Source organism: Enterococcus quebecensis, from assembly GCF_001730365.1.
In the GTDB taxonomy this organism is placed as follows: domain Bacteria; phylum Bacillota; class Bacilli; order Lactobacillales; family Enterococcaceae; genus Enterococcus_L; species Enterococcus_L quebecensis.
Map to the genome: position 1 here is coordinate 226,524 of NZ_MIKB01000014.1, position 18,480 is coordinate 245,003.

An 18,480-nucleotide genomic window follows, 5' to 3' on the forward strand; every position below is an offset into this window, starting at 1 on the left:
ATTGCTTTTCAGCTGTTATCAGTAAGTTTTCAAATTCTTGATTGAATAGCTGAAAAAACTTTGAACAGGCATAATATGTTTGACTACCTGCTTTTTATTGATCGGTGTATTAGGGTTATTAAAGTATTTTTCTAACGTTGTCAGCGGTTCTTGCCAAGAAGACAACCGTTCCAAGGTATCTCTCAGGTCGATGACTTCTTGATAAGGAACTGCTTTGATGTATACAGCAGAATTTTTCATTAGTAATTCCTCCTTTTTCTAGTGATGTTTTTGATAGAACGGAAATGAGAAAAAGAAAAAACGATAGAGATTACCATCTCTACCGTTGATCTGATTATAAATCTGTAGCAAGACTCTTTCACTGATTTCGGAAAAATTTCAAAAGCTATCTATTCAGGGCTTCATTGAGCGGTTGGTGCCCTTCAATGAAGTGCCTATTTATTTTGTTCTTTTTCTCGAATTTTATAGGATAAAATAACAAAAAAGGTTTAATCACTATGAGAAAATACAGTAAGAATTTCTCCACAATATTGTTCAATTTGTGAAATTATTTTTAGAAAACCACTAAAAAAACTGCTATACTTTGTTATCCAAAAATCATATAGAACCTCTCTCTATGATTATCTAACTCAATATAGATATTTATATAAAACTATAAGGAATTTTAAAATTAAAATTTATCAACTTAAACAAACTTAATGACATAAATATATCATTGACATGAAAATAAGAATATAGTATTATTAAAATACAATTAGAATTGTTTCGATAAAAAAGAAAGAAAGGTGTTTTTATGAAAAAATTGTTGTTAGGTATTATTATTTGTTGTTCCTTCTCATTAGGTGGAGCTATCGCTTTTGCTAACGAGAGTGATAACCCTACTACACAAAGCACTACGAAAGATGATATGGATGTGACACTTGGAGAAATTGAATCTACTTTAATGGATCATCTTAAGCAGCGTGGGTTGAACTATTCATTGCATTCTGAAGAGCTTTCCAATTATTTATATGATCAATTAGTAAACAGAAGCGATAAAGAATTAGAAAAACTAGAATCTTATGAGAATATTTTAGCCTATGCTTCTGAATATATTTATCGTGAAACACTTCCTAATGATTCTCGCGATCATTCAGTTGAAGATATAGATTCTGTGTCTGATTTAACACTGAATGATATTAAAGATATCGTGGATGAAGAAAACTTAGAAACTGAACAATTAGCTATTGAGTCACATAAAAATATACAGCCGACACCTAGAGCCATGTTCACAAACAATCACGTAGCAAATTATGCAAGAACTTTTGCTTTTCGTTATAATCCAGCTTATGCAAATTACGATAGTCGTGGCGGTGACTGCACAAATTTCGCTTCACAAGCGCTTAGAGCTGGAGGAGCAAAAGATGGTGTGACTGGTTATCCTACATATATTAACTGGTCATCAAAACGATCAAACCTAGGTCTAGCTGATTCAGCTGCATGGATTAACGCTAACTCATTTAGACAGTACTGGCAAGTTAAAGGACGTAGTGTTACTCGGCATACTAGTAAAAGTGCAGTTTCAAACACTGCTAAACTTGGAGATATCTTAAATTATGCAAACAAAAAAACGGGTAGATCTTGGCATAATGCTATTGTAACTGAAAAAAAAGGAGGCACATTATACGTTAGTCAACATAGCAGTAACAGAAATAATGATAATTGGAATAACATTCCTATAAATTTTGGTACGGACTATGTTTACGTTATACGAGCTCTTTAATTTCTTAATAAAGTAAACACCGAGCATGCTAAAAATACTACTTTAAGGATGCATTCAATGAAACATTTAAAATTACTAATCTTATCATTTAGTGTCTACTTCTTAGTATCTTGCTCTTCTCCTATAAAGGAAACGATTGGAGGGTCAGATAAATATTCAGAGGATGATATAAGATCAGCTATGTCAGTTGTAAAAAAGGATTATAATAACTTCGTAAAGATTGCTAAACCTATATCGCTAACATTTAGTAACAGCAATTCTGAACTGATTGAGCGTACTTTCTTACCTACACTTTCATCATATAAATCTCAAAAACATGAAGATATCATTGTTCTAAATTCAGATATTAAAACTAATTTATTTTCTGGATCGTTATCTCCTTTGACTACTTATTCAAATTTCTATTGGATTTTAAAAAGGAATGGTAGCAATTGGACAATTATTTATGGAAATTTTCTAAATTAATCTGTTAGATTTATGTTTTGTTCTTAGAAAAAAAGAATAGTAGGTCAACCATTTACACAAGTGTAGAGAATAATCTTGCTGCATCCTTCAACAAAAAGAAGGATGCAACAAGAATTATTTTTTATGGATATCCACCCCAGCACAACAAGACTGAAGGAAATCTTCCATTTCAGATTTCCTTCTTAAAAAGTACAGAAAAGGCTATTTCAATTATAAAAACAATTTATTTTCATGCTGTTTGATGCTAGGAAGCACCATGGATGTTTGTCCCATCATTCTGCCATTCTTCATTCAAAAAAGAAGAATCAATCAACCAAAAATAAGCCCCGATAGAAAAAAGGATACCCAATACATAAAACAGAACAATTTCAATACTACTTTGAGATGCTTTTTTTGCTTCATACTCAGAATAACCACTTTGAAATGGGACTGGGATGCCATTTTTTGACGGATCAGCTTTTATCGTATTCCTAACTAAGTTGGCATTATCTATTTTCAGAGCATTTTTCAAATCGTTTTCAGTCATCATTTTCCTACATTGGCAAAAACAGGCGTAGAACAAACCAAGTACAGATTTGCTCCACCCCTAATATAATTAACTACACTTCTCAATAGCTTCTAAAAACCACTGTCTAAACAACTGTTCATCAATATCAACACACACTCGGCTATTTGCCACTTTACCCAAATACCCATCTAAATCAACCAGTGTGGCTCCAGCAGTCAACGTACCTTGCGTTTCCACAGCAACATAAGTCTCTTTTACCTCAAACATCTCAGGTGCTAATAAGTAGGCAATCGCACACCCATCATACATCTTCAATCCTTTATCCAAACTGCCCCCACGATACTTTTTGAATAAATGATCAATCATATTACCCGTTCTATTCATTTTCTGAATTTCTTCGCGCTCTTTTGATAAAACTAATGCTTTCTCTCCAACGTCTAATCCAACCATCGTTAAGGGTACTCTACTTTCAAAAACGATCTTCGCTGCTTCTGGATCAGCTGCAATATTGAACTCCGACAATGCGCCTTGATTTCCCCGTCCTAAAGAACCGCCCATGATTACAAGTTCTTCGATTCTCTCTACACATTCGGGATAAATTCTAAGTAAAAGCGCAATATTCGTCAATGGACCGATCCCAACAATCGTCGTTTTTTCTTTAGAATCCATCAACACTTTATACATCTCGATCACTGCATGATTTTTTGTTAATAATTCATACTTAGATTCTGGAAATTCATACCCATCCATACCCGTACTTCCGTGAATATCACTTGCATTGATTGCTTCACGAAGAAGCGGTCGATCAGAGCCGATCGCCACAGGAACATCTTTGTTCCAAAAAGCCAATAGTTTAAGCAGGTTTTTTGTCACTTTATCCACACTGACATTGCCTGCAACAGTGGTAAATAACTTGATGTCCAACCTTTCATCAAATAATGCAGCAGCAATTGCAACTGCGTCATCGATTCCAGGATCTGTATCGATGATGATTTTTCTTAGTTTTTTCACTTTATGTTTTCCTTCCTTTAGACTTTAGTTAGCAAACACCCATTCTCACACGCTGATTTTTACTTCACTAAAGCCTCCCCTTTTTTTATATAAAAAAACAGGAAACAGAAAAAGTGACTGTTCTCCTGTCCTCTTCTATTTTTAATAATCTAATTGTTTTAAGTGAAGCAAAAATGACTCTTTACTCAAACGTTTGATTGTATATAAACGTTCGATTTGCTTATGAAGTTTTTTATCTTCTTTGCTAGTGGGATCAAAAACATCCATCAACTTGTTGATCCCATATTCTATTAGAACACCCGCACCACCGCTACCAACAGTAAAGCCCATCGTATCCGTATCGTTTAATTGGCCTTTTTTGATTTCTGCGATGCTTTGACTAAAATCACCTTCAACAATAATTTCATCAGTCTTCTTGTCTAACTCAACTGCCAGTTCAGCTTTTGTTCTTACTGTAACTTGTTCAATAGCCATCCCAAAAAACCTCCAATATCCTTTTTTAATTATTATACGCTATTCCTATTTTTTTGCTAGTGATACTTTAAATTAAATAAAAGGCGAGAAACAAACCATTTTCTGGTTTCTTCTCACCTTCTATTTTATGATAGAATCATTGCCTCTTCTACCAAAGAAATACTCTTTCTTTTCCCGCGTTCTATCAACAAAACTAACTGGATAAATGCAAACCATACATTACTCTGCTTAGTGTAAGCAAAGTATCTAGGTTCCCATGTTGTTACATAGCGCTCTTTTTCTTTTCTAGTATCCTTGAAACCATATAATTGATCACCATATTTATAAAAAACATTGATCAAACGCTCATTTAAAAATGAATACTTTGTTTCACCAACATTGGATAATGGTGCTGTACCTAGATCGACAGAGCGATATCCTCGATTTTGATACTCAGCAATAAAATGCGTCAATAAAAAATCCGTACTATGCTCTGGCGCTTTTTCAGAATAACGCAATAAATCATAGGAAATTTCGTCATTTTGAATAATAGTCTTAGCGATGATAAAACCAATCACTTCATGACCTTTATTCCTCATTATACCCATATCACTTAAAGACAAGTAGTCTCGATCAAATTGGCCGCCAACAAAATTTCGTTCCCGTTGACTCCCTAACCATTCATCTGACACGCGTAATAGCTCTTGAAACAGCTCTTCAGAAACAGGTTCATGATACATCGTAAATGTATAACCTAGATTAGTTAAATGTTGCAATTCCATGCTATTTGTTGCTAAAGAAATTGGCGCTGAATCCACCATGGAAAAGTCAACAATTCCTTCTTCTCCAACCTTCATGAAATTATAGCCTAAATCATGTAAAATCATTGCATAGCTTTCACTGGTCCGATAAAAAGCTACTTGATAACCAAGCAAGTCAGCAGCGTTCATAAAAGCTAATGTCGCTTGCATCCATTTTGCTTTATGACCGACCGGATCGCCTAAAACAAAACATTTATTCGCTTTAATTTGATAACCAAATAACACTTCATCTTGCCCATTTTCCTGATAATAATAATAAGTATAATTTTTTAAATACAATAACTGACTGCCTTCTGTTCCTCCATATTTATTGATCAATGCCGTTAAACGAGCTTCTTGAAAAGATTCACCCAATCTCTTATCCGTATCAGCCAAGTATTGATATAGCGTGATTAGACCAATCATTGAGATACCTAGTCCAACTAAACCAGAAAACCAGACATCGTCTGAAGGAAATAGTAAAAACATATGGGGCAGCGGACCGTTTTTATCTGGATGTGAGCTGTAATAACCAGCAACCGCATAAATAATAAATAAGAAACTGAACAAAATACTGTCAACGGCTAGCGCTCCCCAAGAATAAACAAATTTTTCTCGGTAGAACTCTTTTCTAGCCAAGAAAACAGCTGAAAGAATCACTAGATAAACAAGTATCAGCTGCCAAGATGCCGTTCTTGAAATCGTATTAATAATTCCAAAAATCAATAAACCAATCGTTGGCCAATAAGCTTTCTTTACTTTCATAGAAATTCCTCTAGCCAGACCCAAAAGTAAAAAACCAATCAGCATATTAAATGTTTGATCTAAAAAATCAAAAGAAAATGGCGTTAAAAATTTAAACAACTGACTAACATTTGATAAATTCGTGATCGTGGATAATAAAACCATCATTATTCCAGCAAAATAAAGGGCTGCAACTAAAATTAAATGAGCCATTTTTTGTGAAAAAATTCGTGGCAGATCATCTAAAAATCGATTGATTTTAACACCTGTTTGATGGATAAATAAAATAATTCCAGTAATAAAAGGCAATACATAATAAAATAGTCGATAATAAATCAGCCAGACAACTGCTGTTGATTGGCTCACACCTAGCTGTGACAAGCTCAGAATCATCAACACATCAAACGTCCCCATGCCGCCAGGTACCATTGTCAACATCCCAATCAACGTTGCGATTACAAACATAGGATACACCGAAAGCAAAGACACATCGACTTGCATCAAAGCACCTACACTTAAAAAGACAAACATTGCACCTAACCATTGGCCTAAAGATGCTCCAAACAATAAAAAAATACCTTTCGGGAAAAAATCTTTAAATAAAGTATACTTCTTAAATTGAGTAAACAACAATAACGCTGGCGCAATCAGACTTCCTGCAAGTAGCCATACCCAATACTCTGTGAACAAACTATTTGGACGAATAAAAAAAATATCTATAAAGGCTAAAAATGCTAGAATAGAGAGACCAGAAATCATGAATAACGCCACTTTAGAAACCGTTGCTACAACTTTTTTTCGAGAAACATCTTTTCCATAAAAATTAGCTCGCAAGGTTGCCCCTACAACGCCACCAAAGCCTGCGAGATTATTGATCGTATTTGTGACCCATGCACAGACAAACCATTCCCAACGACTCATTTTCGGCTTTCCCTGCTCTTCCAATACTTTGACTACCACTAAATCATATAAAAGCATCGGCAATACACCAACTAAACCAACTAGTACCATTCCTATGATACGAAAACGACTTTGTTGCCCCATTGTGTGGAAGACATCTTGCCAAGTCATTCCCTGAACGATATGCGTCACTTGGTTCGCTACAAATATCAAGACTGAACCAAGAAAAATTAGTTTTAACAATAAGCTATGTGCTTTCAACCAATGAAATAGTTGATTGAGCTTAAGTTTCATCCATTCACCACCTCTCTTGTAATCAAGTTTTCTTTTATATGTTAGCGTATAACGGATTATTTTTCCACTTAGGTTCTTCTATTTGCTTTTTTTCTACAAAAAAATAGTTGTTAAACTCAACTATCAGAGCTTAACAACTACTTTCATCTAACTATTTATGATTCTTATATTCTTGACCCATTTTATCTGCTACGATGATCGCAGCTTTCACCTGATCGACTGTGATTGGGAATGGCATTGAATGAATTGATTCTTCTGGAATACACGATTTTTCTGCCACTTCTGTTAACTCTGCATCTGAAATTTCTTTCACACCCAAATCTGCTAAACAAACAGGCAATCCAATGGACAAAGCAAAATCAAGGACTTCATATAATTCCGCCTTTGGTGCATTTTCTAAAACCAACTGACAAATTGTGCTAAACGCCACTTTTTCACCATGGGTTGCTCCGTGAGCATCATGTAAAACCGTCAAACCATCATGGATCGCATGAATTGCAGCCAGTCCAGCACTTTCAAAACCTAAACCTGAAAGTAAGATGTTTGCCTCAATAATATTTTCTAGCGCAGGTGTTACAACATTATTATCAGAGGCCTCTTTCGCTTTTAAACCGTCTTCTAAAATTGTTTCGTAACATAACTTGGCCAATGCCAAAGCTGTATTCGTTCCTTTAGCTGGTGGACAGACACCTTCACGTGCTCCACAAGGTAAACCAGCGTTTACATTAGAATAAGAATTATGTGTTGCTCTTGCTTCAAAGTACGTTGATAATGCATCACCCATACCAGAAACTAAGAAACGTGTAGGAGCGTTAGCAATAACGACCGTATCAATTAGAACCACACTTGGACTTTGAACAAAGTAAGCATAATCATCGAATTGACCATCTTCTGTATAAAGTACAGCTGAATGGCTAGTCGGCGCATCTGTTGCAACGATTGTTGGCACAATGATTAAGTTATGACCTTCAGCTACACATTTGGCTGTGTCAATCGCTTTACCTCCACCAAGACCAATTACACAATCACAATTGTTTTCCTCAGCCACTTTTTGCAGACGCGCAACTTCTACTCGTGACGCTTCTCCGTGGAAATTACTTTCTACAAAAGAAATATCAAACGTTTCAGCGGTTTTATCTAGCTTATCTTTTACTCGATTAACATCATCTGCATGTGCAATCAATAATGCTTTTTTACCAAATGTTGTGACAAAATAACCTAGATTCAATAACTCATCTTCACCTTGAACATACTTCGTTGGACTGATAAATGCTTTTCTCATGTTTACAAACTCCTATTCTTTTCTTATTTTATTTTTAAAGGAACCAATTGTTCCTTTATGGTTTCAATTGGTGTATCTACTTGCAGTAAAGCTGCAGCTGTATATGCACTTTCTACTAGAGCTGTATCAAATAACAACACTTCTTTCTCCGTCATATCAATGGCCATTTCTAAATTCATCTTGGCACTGCCTAAATCATAAAACGCTAGTAATGTCTGGGCTGGATTTTTTTCAAATGCATCTATGATTTTTTCAAATGACGTTCCAACTTCTCCTTGTTCCAATCCTGCGGCAACAGTTATTGGAACATCTTTTGCTACTTCCTTGATCAGGCGGTCAACACCTTCACCGATTTCTTTAACATGTGATACGATCACTACTCCATTACTCATCAAATACACCAGCTTCCATCAATGATTGAAAGAAATACCTGCTAGACATCGCCCCTGGATCAATATGACCAATGGAGCGTTCACCGACATAAGAGGCACGTCCTTTCGTTGCAACGATATCTTTTGTTGCTTCCACAGCTGATTCCAAAACATCTTCTGTTAAACCACCTGTTTTAATTGCTTCAATTGCTGGTGCCCATTCATCCAACATCGTTTTTTCACCAGGTTGGCTATTCCCTCGTTTTTCAATACCAGCTAATCCAGCTTCCAAGATAGGTAGTGCATCTGACGTTGTCGCCGAAGCTTTAGCCATCTCCATCATGGCTGTTCCATAAAGGGGACCAGAAGCTCCACCGACTTTACTGATCAATGCCATTGCAGTTAGCTTAAAAACATCTTGTATCGTTTCTGGATTTTTACTTTGTAAGCTTTCACTCACAGCCTCCATGCCACGAGACATATTATTTCCATGATCGCCATCACCAATCGGTGTGTCTAGCTCACTTAAATAGTCTTTATTCTTATCGATTTTTTCTTTGAACAAGTTTAATGTCTGCTTTAAATTGTCTACAGTAAACATTGAAATTCCTCCTAATTTGAAAGCTGAACGAGTTCGTCTTCCTTCGACTGGAAAATTGATTATGATGCTTTTTTCCCGAGAAGAAAGCTCGTGAAGCTAGATATTACAAACTCACAATTTTCTAGGTAATTCTATAGTAAGCTTTCTTACCAAGCTACTGTGTCAACCTCTTCATTTAACGCTTTTATCCAATCATCCTCTATTTTCAGCATCGTCACAGAAAGCCCGGCCATTTCTAAAGAAGTCATGTAATTTCCAACTTTTGAAAAAGAAACTTCTATATCTTCCTCATTCAATAAATTCAGCGCATCATTATAAAAAATATATTGTTCCATCAATGGTGTTCCACCCAATCCATTAATCAAAATAGCAAACTGTTCCCCTTTGCTCCACTGAAATGCATCTTTCAATTTAGAAACCAATTCTTCAGCCATCTCTTTAGATGGTTTAATTTTTTCTCGTTTATATCCAGGCTCTCCATGAATACCTACACCAAATTCAATTTCATCATCTGCTAAAACAAAACCTGCTTTTCCAACTTCTGGAACAGTTGCACCAGTTAAAGCCACTCCAATTGTTTTTAAATTTTTCACAACTTTTTCACCTAATGCAACTAACTCTTCTACCGTTGCACCTTTACGTGCTGCTGCTCCTAAAATTTTATGGACTAAAATTGTTCCAGCTACACCTCGCCTACCTTGAGTATACGTACTATCTTCAACTGCAATATCATCATCTACAACAACTGTGCCAACTTTGATATCCTCCATTTCAGCCAAATCTTTTGCCATATCAAAGTTCATGATATCTCCCGAATAGTTCTTCACAACCATTACAACACCTTGTCCTTGATCAACTGCCTTGATTCCTTCAAAGATTTGATCTGGTGTTGGTGATGTAAAAACTTGTCCACAAACAGCCGCCTGTAACATCCCAGATCCTAAAAATCCAGCATGGGCTGGTTCATGACCGCTTCCACCTCCACTGATTAAAGCAACTTGTTTTGCGATTTCTTTTTGCTTTAAAACAAAGGTCTCCGGCACTTGCTGGATTTTCTCATGATGAGCACGAACAAAACCCTGTACCATTTCTGGAACTACATTTTGCGCTTGATTGATGATTTTTTTCATATGATTTCCTCCTATTCTGCTATTGAACCTAAACGAATTCTTTCAGTCTTTATCTTTTGTATACGTTTACAATACGCTCATATGAAAAAAGATGCAACGGACAAAAAAGATTATGTGTCCGCTTTCATTTAGATCTTTTATTGCAATCTATAGTTTTCAGAAAGAAGACAGCGTATAATAGAGGCAGATATTACTTGAAAAGGAGCAAAAGCTCATGAAACAATTGATTAATTCTAGTGGAAACATCCGCCAGCACTTATTAGCCGGACTCACTTATACATATAATGATAAACTAAACTGGCACGCCCAAACTGGGATCGTTACTAAAAAAATAATTCCTAATGATAAAGTTGTTTTAATCAGCGGAGGAGGCTGTGGTCATGAACCGGCTCATGTAGGCTATATCGGTGAGAATATGCTAGATTGTGCAGTGATGGGGACGATTTTTGAACCTCCAGCGAGTTCAGAAATTCTTCAAGCTATTGAAAAAACATACAACGGTCACGGCACTTTACTAATTATTAAAAACTTTGAAAAAGATTTAGCACGCTTTCTGGAAGCGGAACGCTTAGCAAAAGCAAAAGGCATGCTTATTTCTCATGTAGTCGTAGATGATGACTGTTCTATTGAAAGTGGCACATTTAAAAAAAGACGGCGTGGTGTGGCGGGAACTATTTTTGTCCATAAAATCTTAGGAGCTGCTGCTTCGGAGGGGAAAACGTTAGATGAACTCCAACTATTAGGCGAAAATTTGATTCCAATGATCAAAACATTAGGTGTTGCCTTCTCACCTGCATCGCCTATTGGCGTCATCCCTCAACAATACGAACTGGCAGAAGACGAAATGTATTTTGGAATCGGTATCCACGGAGAGCCTGGCTATCGTATTGAAACAATGCAGTCTTCTGAACGAATTGCGATCGAACTTGTAAATAAGTTAAAACAGCAATATGACAGAAATGAGCTAGAAAAAGCCGCAATATTGGTAAATGGCTTAGGAGGAATCCCTCTATTGGAACTTGGTATTTTTATGAATGACGTACAACAATTATTGGATATTGAAGATATTGGGATTAGCTACAAACGTATGGGGAATTTTTTAACTGCATATAATACAGACGGGCTTTCATTGACTTTATTGGCAATTCAAGATGAAAAATGGTTGGACTATTTAAACATTCCAACCGATGCCTTTGGCTGGAAATAAAAACGACTAAATAGAATAATTCAAAAAACAATAAACATCAGTGTAATTAAACTGTACACCGATGTTTATTGTTTTTCTTTAAATCCCATTAAAAATGCCAACTTCATTTGTTCAGCAAAGCATCTTGATTCCGTCTTGCATCCCTCTACAATCCACTTTGTTGTCAAGGAAACAAAGGCACTTGCATAAAAATTTTCCAAAAACAAACGGTCAGATTCTTTAATACCATCTTCTGGTTCATATTTAACCACAAGCACTTGATTGATCAATACTTTTAAATGCCGAGTGTAATATTCCTGAAAAGAGTTTTGTCCATCAAAAAGCAAGATCTTTCGGTAAAAAATTTGGTTTTCTTCAAAATATGCAAATAGATTCTCTACAATAACCTGCCAACCTTCATATGTAAGATTATCCTCAATTTTCTCAATTGCTTCTTGTTGAAAGATCCAATCTACCAACTCATATTTATCCTGAAAATAATCATAAAACGTTTGTCGGCGCATATGACTTTCTTGCATGATTTTTGCAATTGTCACCTTTTCAAATCCAATATCTGTAACCAATTTTTTAAATACCTTTGCAATTTTCTTTTTCGTAATCAATGATCCTGTCATTTGCCTGCACCTTTAATTTTTTTATTGCTTTTATTGTAACAGGTAATTGATATTTAGAAAATCAATGATTATATAAAAATAAGATAAAGTTGGAGAAGTTACTCCCCAGCTTTATCTTGAAAAAATCATATCAAAAAACATTGCCTTCTCTATTTTCTTACTTTACACCATTTGCCTTGCAAGATATGCTTCTAGATACTCACTTAATCGCTTGTAGCCTTCCATTTTTTGCTCAACTTCTTTTGGACAATAGATCCATTTCCCCATTACTTTTCGTTTCTTAGAAAGTACAGCTACTTCTTCCAAGAAGTCGTTCAAATCATTGACCAGCTGATTACAACTTAATTCATTGCCTAATAAAATATCTTTCTTTTCTCGTTCATATACAGACGCCCATAAATATGGAAGAACTTCGATTTTTCGGATATTGGTGTAAAAATCATCTTTCGGCATCATTCCTTTGTGACCTAAACCGCGGGTTTGTTGGAAAAATGAATGGATTTCCCATTCTAATTTTTTCAATCGGCGAAGAGAAGAGCCTTCTGAATCTTGAAAACTCACATTATTTTTATTATAACCTTCGTCAAATGCCCACTCACTTCTAGACTCTGTCTGAGGATGCTTTTCTGACACTCGATCAAGCATTTCCTCAATTGCCAAAGTAACTGTTGGTCTTTCTTCATCCGATTGTGTTGCTGATTTCACGGGTCTATTAGCTTGTAAAAATGTTTCTTTTGTGGGAAAGTTTCTATTTGCTGATACCTCTGTATTTGTTTTTGGCACTGTTGACGGTGCTATCGGCGGCCCTATCATTTTATTATTTGATCTGGTTGTCACAAATTCTGTCTGAACTGCCTCTGGTTCTTTTTTGGATAGGGGTGTTGCTTGCCGCATCTTTTGTTCTAACTCCGCGATTTTTTGATGTGCTTTAATCAATTGAACATCCACTTTACCAACTGTTTGCGTCAATTTCTTAATTTCAGTCGCATTTGATTTTAATTGATCTTGATCTTTTTGGTGCTGCTCAGCTAACTTTCTTCCTGAATCATTTTTAGTCAGTCTTACTACAGGTATTTTTTTCTTTTCTTTTTTGACCGTTAGTTCGGATTCAATTGTTTGTAGCTTCGCTGTCAGCTGATCGATTACTTGGTTCAAGTTAGCTGTTTCCGATGTTGTTTCTTGTAATTGCTCGTAATCCTTCTCTATTCTCGCCAATGTCTCAGCATCTGGCTTTGATTTTTCTGCAGTATTTAACTTATCATTGATTTGCTGCAGCTGTTGCGCCATAGAAGTAACCTTTTCAGTGGTTTTTGCTAATTTATCTGCTAACTGATTTTGTTTACTATTTGCCATTTTTGCTGTAGAAAAGTTTAATTTTGGTCTTTTCTCTTGTTTATTTTTTTCAATTGACTTATTTAACTCAGCTACTTGTTGATCTGAGTGCTCCAATCTTTGAGCAAGAACATCGATTTTCTGCAATGCTTCATCTAAACGATTCTCCACCGTTGGCCCTGATTCATCCCCAGAACCAAAAACGATTTTAAATTTCGGTGGTTTCTTGGGTTTGGGCATATTCGACAGTTTATTGTCTACATGAGTTTTGAACGTTGAAAATTGGTTCGTTAATTGTTCAATTTTCTCGTTAGCTGCTTTTAATTGTTTCGCATTTTCTGATTCTAATGCTTCTTTAGCAGCAACTTTACTTTGTACTACTTTAACTACGGGTGGCGTTCGCTGGTCTTTTACAGTTTGAACTTCTTTATAAATATCATTCAAGTTCTCGCTAAACTGATTCATCATCTCCGTTAAAAGCAAGACCTCACTATTGGTTTCCTGTAGGCCTTTTACCATTTCAAGTGGTACATCTTCTGAAAAACTAGACAGATGCTCCAATGGTAATTCTGGAACTTCTAAACTACTGATCCATGTGCGTAAATCACTTATTTGTAATTTACTCAACGGATGCGCTAAAGCAATAAGCAATGTAACGTAAACAGCTTTTTGCGTTACACGTACGTATAGATTTTTTGCCACACAGTCTTCAAATTCATGATTAAATTGCTCTGGAAGATCAGTTACAAGTGCTTCGAATTGCTCTGGTTGCTCATAATCTGATGACACTTCAAATTTTCTTAATAAATAAACTGAATACTGGCTTAACACGTCATCTGAATAGAGCTCTTCACCTAAACGGCTAGCTTCGATCTCTTTTCTAAAAAAAACTTTTTTGTTTTCTGTAGTACCTTTTGTAAGATTCAACTTTTCCATATGTATTAACTGCCCCTTTTTTACTTATACCTCACTTTATTCTAAAAAACTCCTGTATCATCGTAGAGGTTGGAACAAACATTTACCTCTGGACACCAAGACTAGTAGCTTTACATTCATATCCTTAATGTTGATCAGATTGAATAGGATATCTTCCTTACCTTTATGACTTTTGTGTTTTAATTTATTTGGTTCCAAGTAGCATCAATCAGCTAAAAATCTACTCCTAGTAAAATTCACCCTAGACTATTTTTATAATTCTATGTTTATTACGTTCGTTTTTATACAATCATTTTTAATTTTACCTTAAAAACAACAGTTTTTGTTTTCATAAAATACTTAAATATACAAAAAAATTGAGAATATTTAATTTAAAAAGTTCATTTTATCACATTAACATATATATTTGCGATTTTTCCAAAATAAAAAAAAGATGAGATAAAACACAACAATTGTCTTATCTCATTTTTTGTATTGTTTTTCAATTCGCCGATCTGGGATAATCCACATGATCAAAATCCCGATATTTACAATTAATACAAAATAAGGATGAATCAATACACCCAGAACCAAACCTAAAATATTTAAAATAATCGTTGCATAGGATTTATTATATCGTTGAAATAATTCACTCAATGCTGATTCTTTCCCGTTTGCTCGTATTAACTCCTTTGTTAGAATCAGATAGGCACTATTAGCCAAAAGGATTATTACGCCATAAGTCAATTGAGGCACTAAACTATCAATAAAGTCACCCACCCAAGCAGTAGCAAATGGAACTAGAGTCAAAGTGAAAATAAAAATGTTGTTCGCCCATAAAACCCGTCCATTGATTTTGCGAACCAATTGAAACATATGATGGTGATTGTTCCAATAAATCGCCAACATCACAAAACTTACGACATAAATGAATAATTTTCGTTCTATACCTGCCAAACCGGCTAATGTATCTGTTGTTGGTTGATGTAGTTCTAAGACTAAAATGGTCATAACGATAGCAATCACTGCATCGGTAAAAGCTTCAAGTCTAGATTTTGACATATCTTTTCGCCCCCTTTTCTTTATTTTACGTTCTTTTAAAGCAAATGCAATGAATATGACCCGCCCTAAGGTGTAGAGAAAATCAGCCCTAAGGTGGATTACTTGAATAAAGATTCTTGCTATACTTTATCCATAGAGAACAAGAGAAAAATGGAGGTTTTAAAAATGAGACAACAATCAATGATAATGAATATTTTAATGGTTATCGGGTTATTTTTTGCTGGGAGTATTATTTTAAGTATTGTACTTGGACTCGTGGGTAGCCTATTGTGGTTTGCGATTAAAATAATGATTCCAGTGGCTATCGCTGTCTGGTTAGTCCGCATGATTTCAGGGCCTTCAAATCGTCGTAGATATTATTAAACATATATAAAAACCCGATTCAGTTCGCTTATTTGGAACTGAATCGGGTTTATTTTATTTCTGTTGTGTACATTTTATCTTGATAAAGTAATAGTTGTTGCTTTTTGATTTTATCAATTGCCTCTACAGCATACGTGATACCCATATGATAATCTTTATGCACTTGTTTAGATACGGTTAAAAGATTGGTTTCATGATCACTTCCACCTTCTGATACAAAAACTAAATGGTGGATTTCTACTTGATGATTACTTGCAGGAATTCGAACGCCAAATCGATTGGTAATCGCCAAATCCGCTCCCGTTACTCGGCAATAAAACTGATCTCTGCTGGCAATTCTATAAGGCAACGTTGAAATGCCTCGCTTGAAAAAAGTTGCTTTACCATAATTACGGCTGCAGCGATCCGAGCAAAAAGATGTTCGTCTGCCTTCTAACGTTTGATTGCACCACTTGCACAAGCGTTTATCCGCTCTAAAATCAATTGTCTCAAAACCTATTTTTTCTCCAAACGCTTTTTCATATTCATAAAGACTTAACCAACGTCTCGTATATGTATCACTTTTTTCTTCTAAACGTAATTGACTGCCTTTTGCTTTATAGACATATTTATCAGGAATTTCTTCAACAGCCTCTTGAATTTCTTTTTTTCTTTCAGCTGAAAATGCTGAATAATCATTTGCTGGTAATTCACCTAAACCAAATTGTCCGACTGTTTTACACTTAAAACAAATATAAAATTGTGGTGCTTCTTGAGATTCTTCGGAAAAAAGTAATTCTACTTTTCTTGAACATTTCGGACAATACGCCTTAGGCAACTTAAAACGATGATAGTTCATAGTGTCATCCCTTCGTTTTTTTCATTATACCTCATTTTAGAAATGAAAAGCAGATAAAAAAGAGGATGAGGCAAAAGTAAAAAGTACCTTTGTCCCAACCTCTTCTGAATTAACCTAACTCATCAGTTTTTTTAATAATTTTTTTGATTTCGTGAATAGCTTTTTTTTGTTCCAAGTAGCTTTTCACTTTATTTTCATCACCATCGATTTTATCTAAAGTTGTATCTAATTTATCGATTTCATTATTGATTTGACCAACCAATGATTCTTGATTATCAATCCAGTTTTCAGTATTTTCGACTGCTTTATCTTGTGCTTTTTGTTCCTCTTTTTCGATTTTATTTTCTTTTCGGATAATTGATTTCACTTCATGCAATGCTTTTTCTTGTTCATAGAAGTGTTTTATTTTACTGTCAGTATCTTCCATTTTTTCAAGAGTAACATCTAACTTATCCAGTTCTTTACCAATTTTTTCTACTAATTTTGCTTCTTTTTCTGCATAGTTTTTCATAACTTATTCCTCCCTTTGCCTTATCTGAATGCGTAAACGATATGTGTGATGCCAAAAAGCATAAAATAAAATCCAACTAGAAAACTTAATGTTAGTGCAGAAGATAAAGGATTCATCAATAACATTCCCCCTAATATAATCCCTAATACATCAACAATTAAAGTAAACCAGAAATAACCTGTACTGACTGATTTGGCTAAATCTAATGCAAATAGTCCAAAAATAGAATCTAAGATAAACCAAATTGCAAAAATGAATGGTAATGCTGCAACACCAATATTTAAATTAAATAAGAAATACACACCGATAATAATATCGATCACACCTAATATAATTGGCGCATATGCTTTGTACCCTGTTAATTCTTTCATTCTGTTACGAGCGAAAATTTCAAAAATCCCTTTAAAAATTGCAAATATAGCAAACACCATCACAATTGCAATCAAATTTCCCGTTGGATCTTGAAAAGATATTAACGATGTTAAAACAAAGAGTATTCCTAGAATTAAAGAGCCCCAATCTACACCATTTTTTTTTGTTTCATTCATACTACTCCACTTCTTCCTTTTATTAATTGGTTTTGCAATGTTATGGTACTCCTAAAAACCGACTCGGTCAAAGCAAAAGACGAATTAAAAAACAACTGTTATTTATCTCTCATAATTTTTTCAAATTTTACTTTTATCTATCGAAATAGCTATGAATTTGAGTTTAGACTGATAGCAAAAATAAGAAATAAACGTTCTTTATTTAATAGAACATTCACTAACTCTAAATAGTCAGATATTACCGGAAATATATTTATAAAGTAGGAGAAAAATAGCTACTAACGTAAAAGATGAGCGGAACAAAACTTTGTAGGTTTTGTTCCGCTCATCTTTTACTTTTTTCTACCTATCGACAAAAACGCACGTTTAATCACATCAAAAAATCCTAACGACTGCACCATATGATCTGGTGCTACGTATTCCTGCATTTCTCTAAGTACTTTTTTCGGTTGCTTAGAAGAGAAGGTAAAGGTACCATTTTTCTTCGTTTGAATGGCATATCGCGGAATCCATTTTCCTTTAAACATAACAGAGGCGATCACGTAGTCAACTTCTTCCCATGGAATTTGAACAAATTTTCGACTATCACGAGAATTATAAAATTCAAAACCTTTGTCGCCGATCATAATTTTTCCATAATCCGTAAGTCCCGTAAAAGCGGTGGCATCCGTTATGAAATCTACTTTAGTATTCAGTGATTGAACCATTCTATCTGCTCCATTTCTTCAGTGATCTCTATTGTTTATTATACGTTCTTTTTAATGATTAA

General features: G+C 34.9%; 20 protein-coding genes. 4 read left to right on the forward strand and 16 right to left on the reverse strand.

Annotation, left to right across the window (positions count from 1 at the left end; translation table 11 throughout):
- Nucleotides 1–18 precede the first annotated feature (18 nt).
- Nucleotides 19–240, reverse strand: a complete 222-nt coding sequence (locus tag BCR23_RS09050; protein WP_240482544.1) for a hypothetical protein — start codon at nt 238–240, stop codon at nt 19–21.
- Nucleotides 241–793: 553 nt separating this feature from the next.
- Between BCR23_RS09050 and BCR23_RS09055 the strand changes: the two genes are divergently transcribed.
- Both BCR23_RS09055 and BCR23_RS09060 read left to right on the forward strand, forming a co-directional pair.
- Nucleotides 794–1,762 (forward strand): amidase domain-containing protein, encoded by a 969-nt coding sequence (locus BCR23_RS09055; protein ID WP_069635168.1) that lies wholly within the window; start codon nt 794–796, stop codon nt 1,760–1,762.
- Nucleotides 1,763–1,819: 57 nt separating this feature from the next.
- A complete protein-coding gene (locus BCR23_RS09060; RefSeq protein ID WP_069635169.1) occupies nt 1,820–2,227 on the forward strand; it encodes a hypothetical protein in 408 nt (135 codons plus the stop codon).
- A gap of 244 nt (nt 2,228–2,471) precedes the next feature.
- Here the strand turns inward: BCR23_RS09060 and BCR23_RS09065 are convergent, their stop codons facing one another.
- From BCR23_RS09065 to dhaK, 8 genes are all read right to left on the reverse strand, one after another.
- Nucleotides 2,472–2,753: a hypothetical protein gene (locus tag BCR23_RS09065; RefSeq protein ID WP_069635170.1), complete on the reverse strand. Its 282-nt coding sequence runs from the start codon at nt 2,751–2,753 to the stop codon at nt 2,472–2,474.
- Nucleotides 2,754–2,822: 69 nt separating this feature from the next.
- Nucleotides 2,823–3,746, reverse strand: coding sequence for a ribonucleoside hydrolase RihC (rihC, locus tag BCR23_RS09070; RefSeq protein WP_069635171.1), 924 nt, complete (start codon nt 3,744–3,746; stop codon nt 2,823–2,825).
- Between the two features lie 141 nt (nt 3,747–3,887).
- Nucleotides 3,888–4,220 (reverse strand): hypothetical protein, encoded by a 333-nt coding sequence (locus BCR23_RS09075; protein ID WP_069635172.1) that lies wholly within the window; start codon nt 4,218–4,220, stop codon nt 3,888–3,890.
- 125 nt (nt 4,221–4,345) lie between these two features.
- Nucleotides 4,346–6,937 carry a bifunctional lysylphosphatidylglycerol flippase/synthetase MprF gene (gene mprF, locus BCR23_RS09080; protein ID WP_069635173.1) on the reverse strand — a complete coding sequence of 864 codons (2,592 nt, stop codon included), beginning with the start codon at nt 6,935–6,937 and terminating at the stop codon, nt 4,346–4,348.
- Nucleotides 6,938–7,088: 151 nt separating this feature from the next.
- Complete coding sequence (locus tag BCR23_RS09085) at nt 7,089–8,219, reverse strand: glycerol dehydrogenase (RefSeq protein ID WP_069635174.1); 1,131 nt, start codon at nt 8,217–8,219, stop codon at nt 7,089–7,091.
- A 23-nt stretch (nt 8,220–8,242) separates the two neighbouring features.
- Nucleotides 8,243–8,611, reverse strand: coding sequence for a dihydroxyacetone kinase phosphoryl donor subunit DhaM (dhaM, locus tag BCR23_RS09090; RefSeq protein ID WP_069635175.1), 369 nt, complete (start codon nt 8,609–8,611; stop codon nt 8,243–8,245).
- Complete coding sequence (dhaL, locus tag BCR23_RS09095; RefSeq protein ID WP_069635176.1) at nt 8,604–9,191, reverse strand: dihydroxyacetone kinase subunit DhaL; 588 nt, start codon at nt 9,189–9,191, stop codon at nt 8,604–8,606. Before dhaL ends, dhaM begins: the two co-directional genes overlap by 8 nt.
- A gap of 146 nt (nt 9,192–9,337) precedes the next feature.
- A complete protein-coding gene (gene dhaK / locus BCR23_RS09100; RefSeq protein WP_069635177.1) occupies nt 9,338–10,321 on the reverse strand; it encodes a dihydroxyacetone kinase subunit DhaK in 984 nt (327 codons plus the stop codon).
- Between the two features lie 214 nt (nt 10,322–10,535).
- On the opposite strand from dhaK, the gene BCR23_RS09105 reads away from it, so the two are divergent.
- Nucleotides 10,536–11,528 carry a dihydroxyacetone kinase subunit DhaK gene (locus tag BCR23_RS09105; protein WP_069635178.1) on the forward strand — a complete coding sequence of 331 codons (993 nt, stop codon included), beginning with the start codon at nt 10,536–10,538 and terminating at the stop codon, nt 11,526–11,528.
- Between the two features lie 65 nt (nt 11,529–11,593).
- Here BCR23_RS09105 and dhaS read toward each other — a convergent pair whose 3' ends face one another.
- From dhaS to BCR23_RS09120, 3 genes are all read right to left on the reverse strand, one after another.
- A complete protein-coding gene (dhaS, locus tag BCR23_RS09110; protein WP_069635179.1) occupies nt 11,594–12,142 on the reverse strand; it encodes a dihydroxyacetone kinase transcriptional activator DhaS in 549 nt (182 codons plus the stop codon).
- 162 nt (nt 12,143–12,304) lie between these two features.
- Nucleotides 12,305–14,410 carry a coiled-coil domain-containing protein gene (locus tag BCR23_RS09115; RefSeq protein WP_069635180.1) on the reverse strand — a complete coding sequence of 702 codons (2,106 nt, stop codon included), beginning with the start codon at nt 14,408–14,410 and terminating at the stop codon, nt 12,305–12,307.
- Between the two features lie 462 nt (nt 14,411–14,872).
- The gene (locus BCR23_RS09120) at nt 14,873–15,451 is read right to left on the reverse strand and encodes a TMEM175 family protein (protein ID WP_069635181.1); all 579 of its coding nucleotides are present in this window, start codon (nt 15,449–15,451) and stop codon (nt 14,873–14,875) included.
- A 165-nt stretch (nt 15,452–15,616) separates the two neighbouring features.
- Between BCR23_RS09120 and BCR23_RS09125 the strand changes: the two genes are divergently transcribed.
- Nucleotides 15,617–15,814: a hypothetical protein gene (locus tag BCR23_RS09125; RefSeq protein ID WP_069635182.1), complete on the forward strand. Its 198-nt coding sequence runs from the start codon at nt 15,617–15,619 to the stop codon at nt 15,812–15,814.
- Nucleotides 15,815–15,863: 49 nt separating this feature from the next.
- Here the strand turns inward: BCR23_RS09125 and BCR23_RS09130 are convergent, their stop codons facing one another.
- From BCR23_RS09130 to BCR23_RS09145, 4 genes are all read right to left on the reverse strand, one after another.
- Nucleotides 15,864–16,652: an HNH endonuclease gene (locus BCR23_RS09130; RefSeq protein WP_069635183.1), complete on the reverse strand. Its 789-nt coding sequence runs from the start codon at nt 16,650–16,652 to the stop codon at nt 15,864–15,866.
- Nucleotides 16,653–16,761: 109 nt separating this feature from the next.
- Nucleotides 16,762–17,163, reverse strand: coding sequence for a hypothetical protein (locus BCR23_RS09135; RefSeq protein WP_069635184.1), 402 nt, complete (start codon nt 17,161–17,163; stop codon nt 16,762–16,764).
- Between the two features lie 20 nt (nt 17,164–17,183).
- A complete protein-coding gene (locus tag BCR23_RS09140; RefSeq protein WP_069635185.1) occupies nt 17,184–17,711 on the reverse strand; it encodes an HdeD family acid-resistance protein in 528 nt (175 codons plus the stop codon).
- Nucleotides 17,712–18,043: 332 nt separating this feature from the next.
- A complete protein-coding gene (locus BCR23_RS09145) occupies nt 18,044–18,418 on the reverse strand; it encodes a DUF956 family protein (protein WP_069635186.1) in 375 nt (124 codons plus the stop codon).
- Nucleotides 18,419–18,480: the final 62 nt, after the last annotated feature.

Bases quoted from the DNA above. Each gene is read 5' to 3' on its own strand.
- BCR23_RS09055 (WP_069635168.1), top strand. From the start codon at position 794: ATGAAAAAATTGTTGTTAGGTATTATTATTTGTTGTTCCTTCTCATTA.
- BCR23_RS09105 (WP_069635178.1), top strand. From the start codon at position 10,536: ATGAAACAATTGATTAATTCTAGTGGAAACATCCGCCAGCACTTATTA.
- BCR23_RS09085 (WP_069635174.1), bottom strand. From the start codon at position 8,219: ATGAGAAAAGCATTTATCAGTCCAACGAAGTATGTTCAAGGTGAAGAT.
- BCR23_RS09115 (WP_069635180.1), bottom strand. From the start codon at position 14,410: ATGGAAAAGTTGAATCTTACAAAAGGTACTACAGAAAACAAAAAAGTT.
- BCR23_RS09140 (WP_069635185.1), bottom strand. From the start codon at position 17,711: ATGAATGAAACAAAAAAAAATGGTGTAGATTGGGGCTCTTTAATTCTA.
- dhaM (WP_069635175.1), bottom strand. From the start codon at position 8,611: ATGAGTAATGGAGTAGTGATCGTATCACATGTTAAAGAAATCGGTGAA.
- dhaS (WP_069635179.1), bottom strand. From the start codon at position 12,142: ATGACAGGATCATTGATTACGAAAAAGAAAATTGCAAAGGTATTTAAA.
- dhaK (WP_069635177.1), bottom strand. From the start codon at position 10,321: ATGAAAAAAATCATCAATCAAGCGCAAAATGTAGTTCCAGAAATGGTA.
- BCR23_RS09125 (WP_069635182.1), top strand. From the start codon at position 15,617: ATGAGACAACAATCAATGATAATGAATATTTTAATGGTTATCGGGTTA.
- BCR23_RS09130 (WP_069635183.1), bottom strand. From the start codon at position 16,652: ATGAACTATCATCGTTTTAAGTTGCCTAAGGCGTATTGTCCGAAATGT.
- BCR23_RS09120 (WP_069635181.1), bottom strand. From the start codon at position 15,451: ATGTCAAAATCTAGACTTGAAGCTTTTACCGATGCAGTGATTGCTATC.
- BCR23_RS09145 (WP_069635186.1), bottom strand. From the start codon at position 18,418: ATGGTTCAATCACTGAATACTAAAGTAGATTTCATAACGGATGCCACC.
- BCR23_RS09135 (WP_069635184.1), bottom strand. From the start codon at position 17,163: ATGAAAAACTATGCAGAAAAAGAAGCAAAATTAGTAGAAAAAATTGGT.
- BCR23_RS09075 (WP_069635172.1), bottom strand. From the start codon at position 4,220: ATGGCTATTGAACAAGTTACAGTAAGAACAAAAGCTGAACTGGCAGTT.
- BCR23_RS09050 (WP_240482544.1), bottom strand. From the start codon at position 240: ATGAAAAATTCTGCTGTATACATCAAAGCAGTTCCTTATCAAGAAGTC.
- mprF (WP_069635173.1), bottom strand. From the start codon at position 6,937: ATGAAACTTAAGCTCAATCAACTATTTCATTGGTTGAAAGCACATAGC.
- dhaL (WP_069635176.1), bottom strand. From the start codon at position 9,191: ATGTTTACTGTAGACAATTTAAAGCAGACATTAAACTTGTTCAAAGAA.
- BCR23_RS09060 (WP_069635169.1), top strand. From the start codon at position 1,820: ATGAAACATTTAAAATTACTAATCTTATCATTTAGTGTCTACTTCTTA.
- BCR23_RS09065 (WP_069635170.1), bottom strand. From the start codon at position 2,753: ATGACTGAAAACGATTTGAAAAATGCTCTGAAAATAGATAATGCCAAC.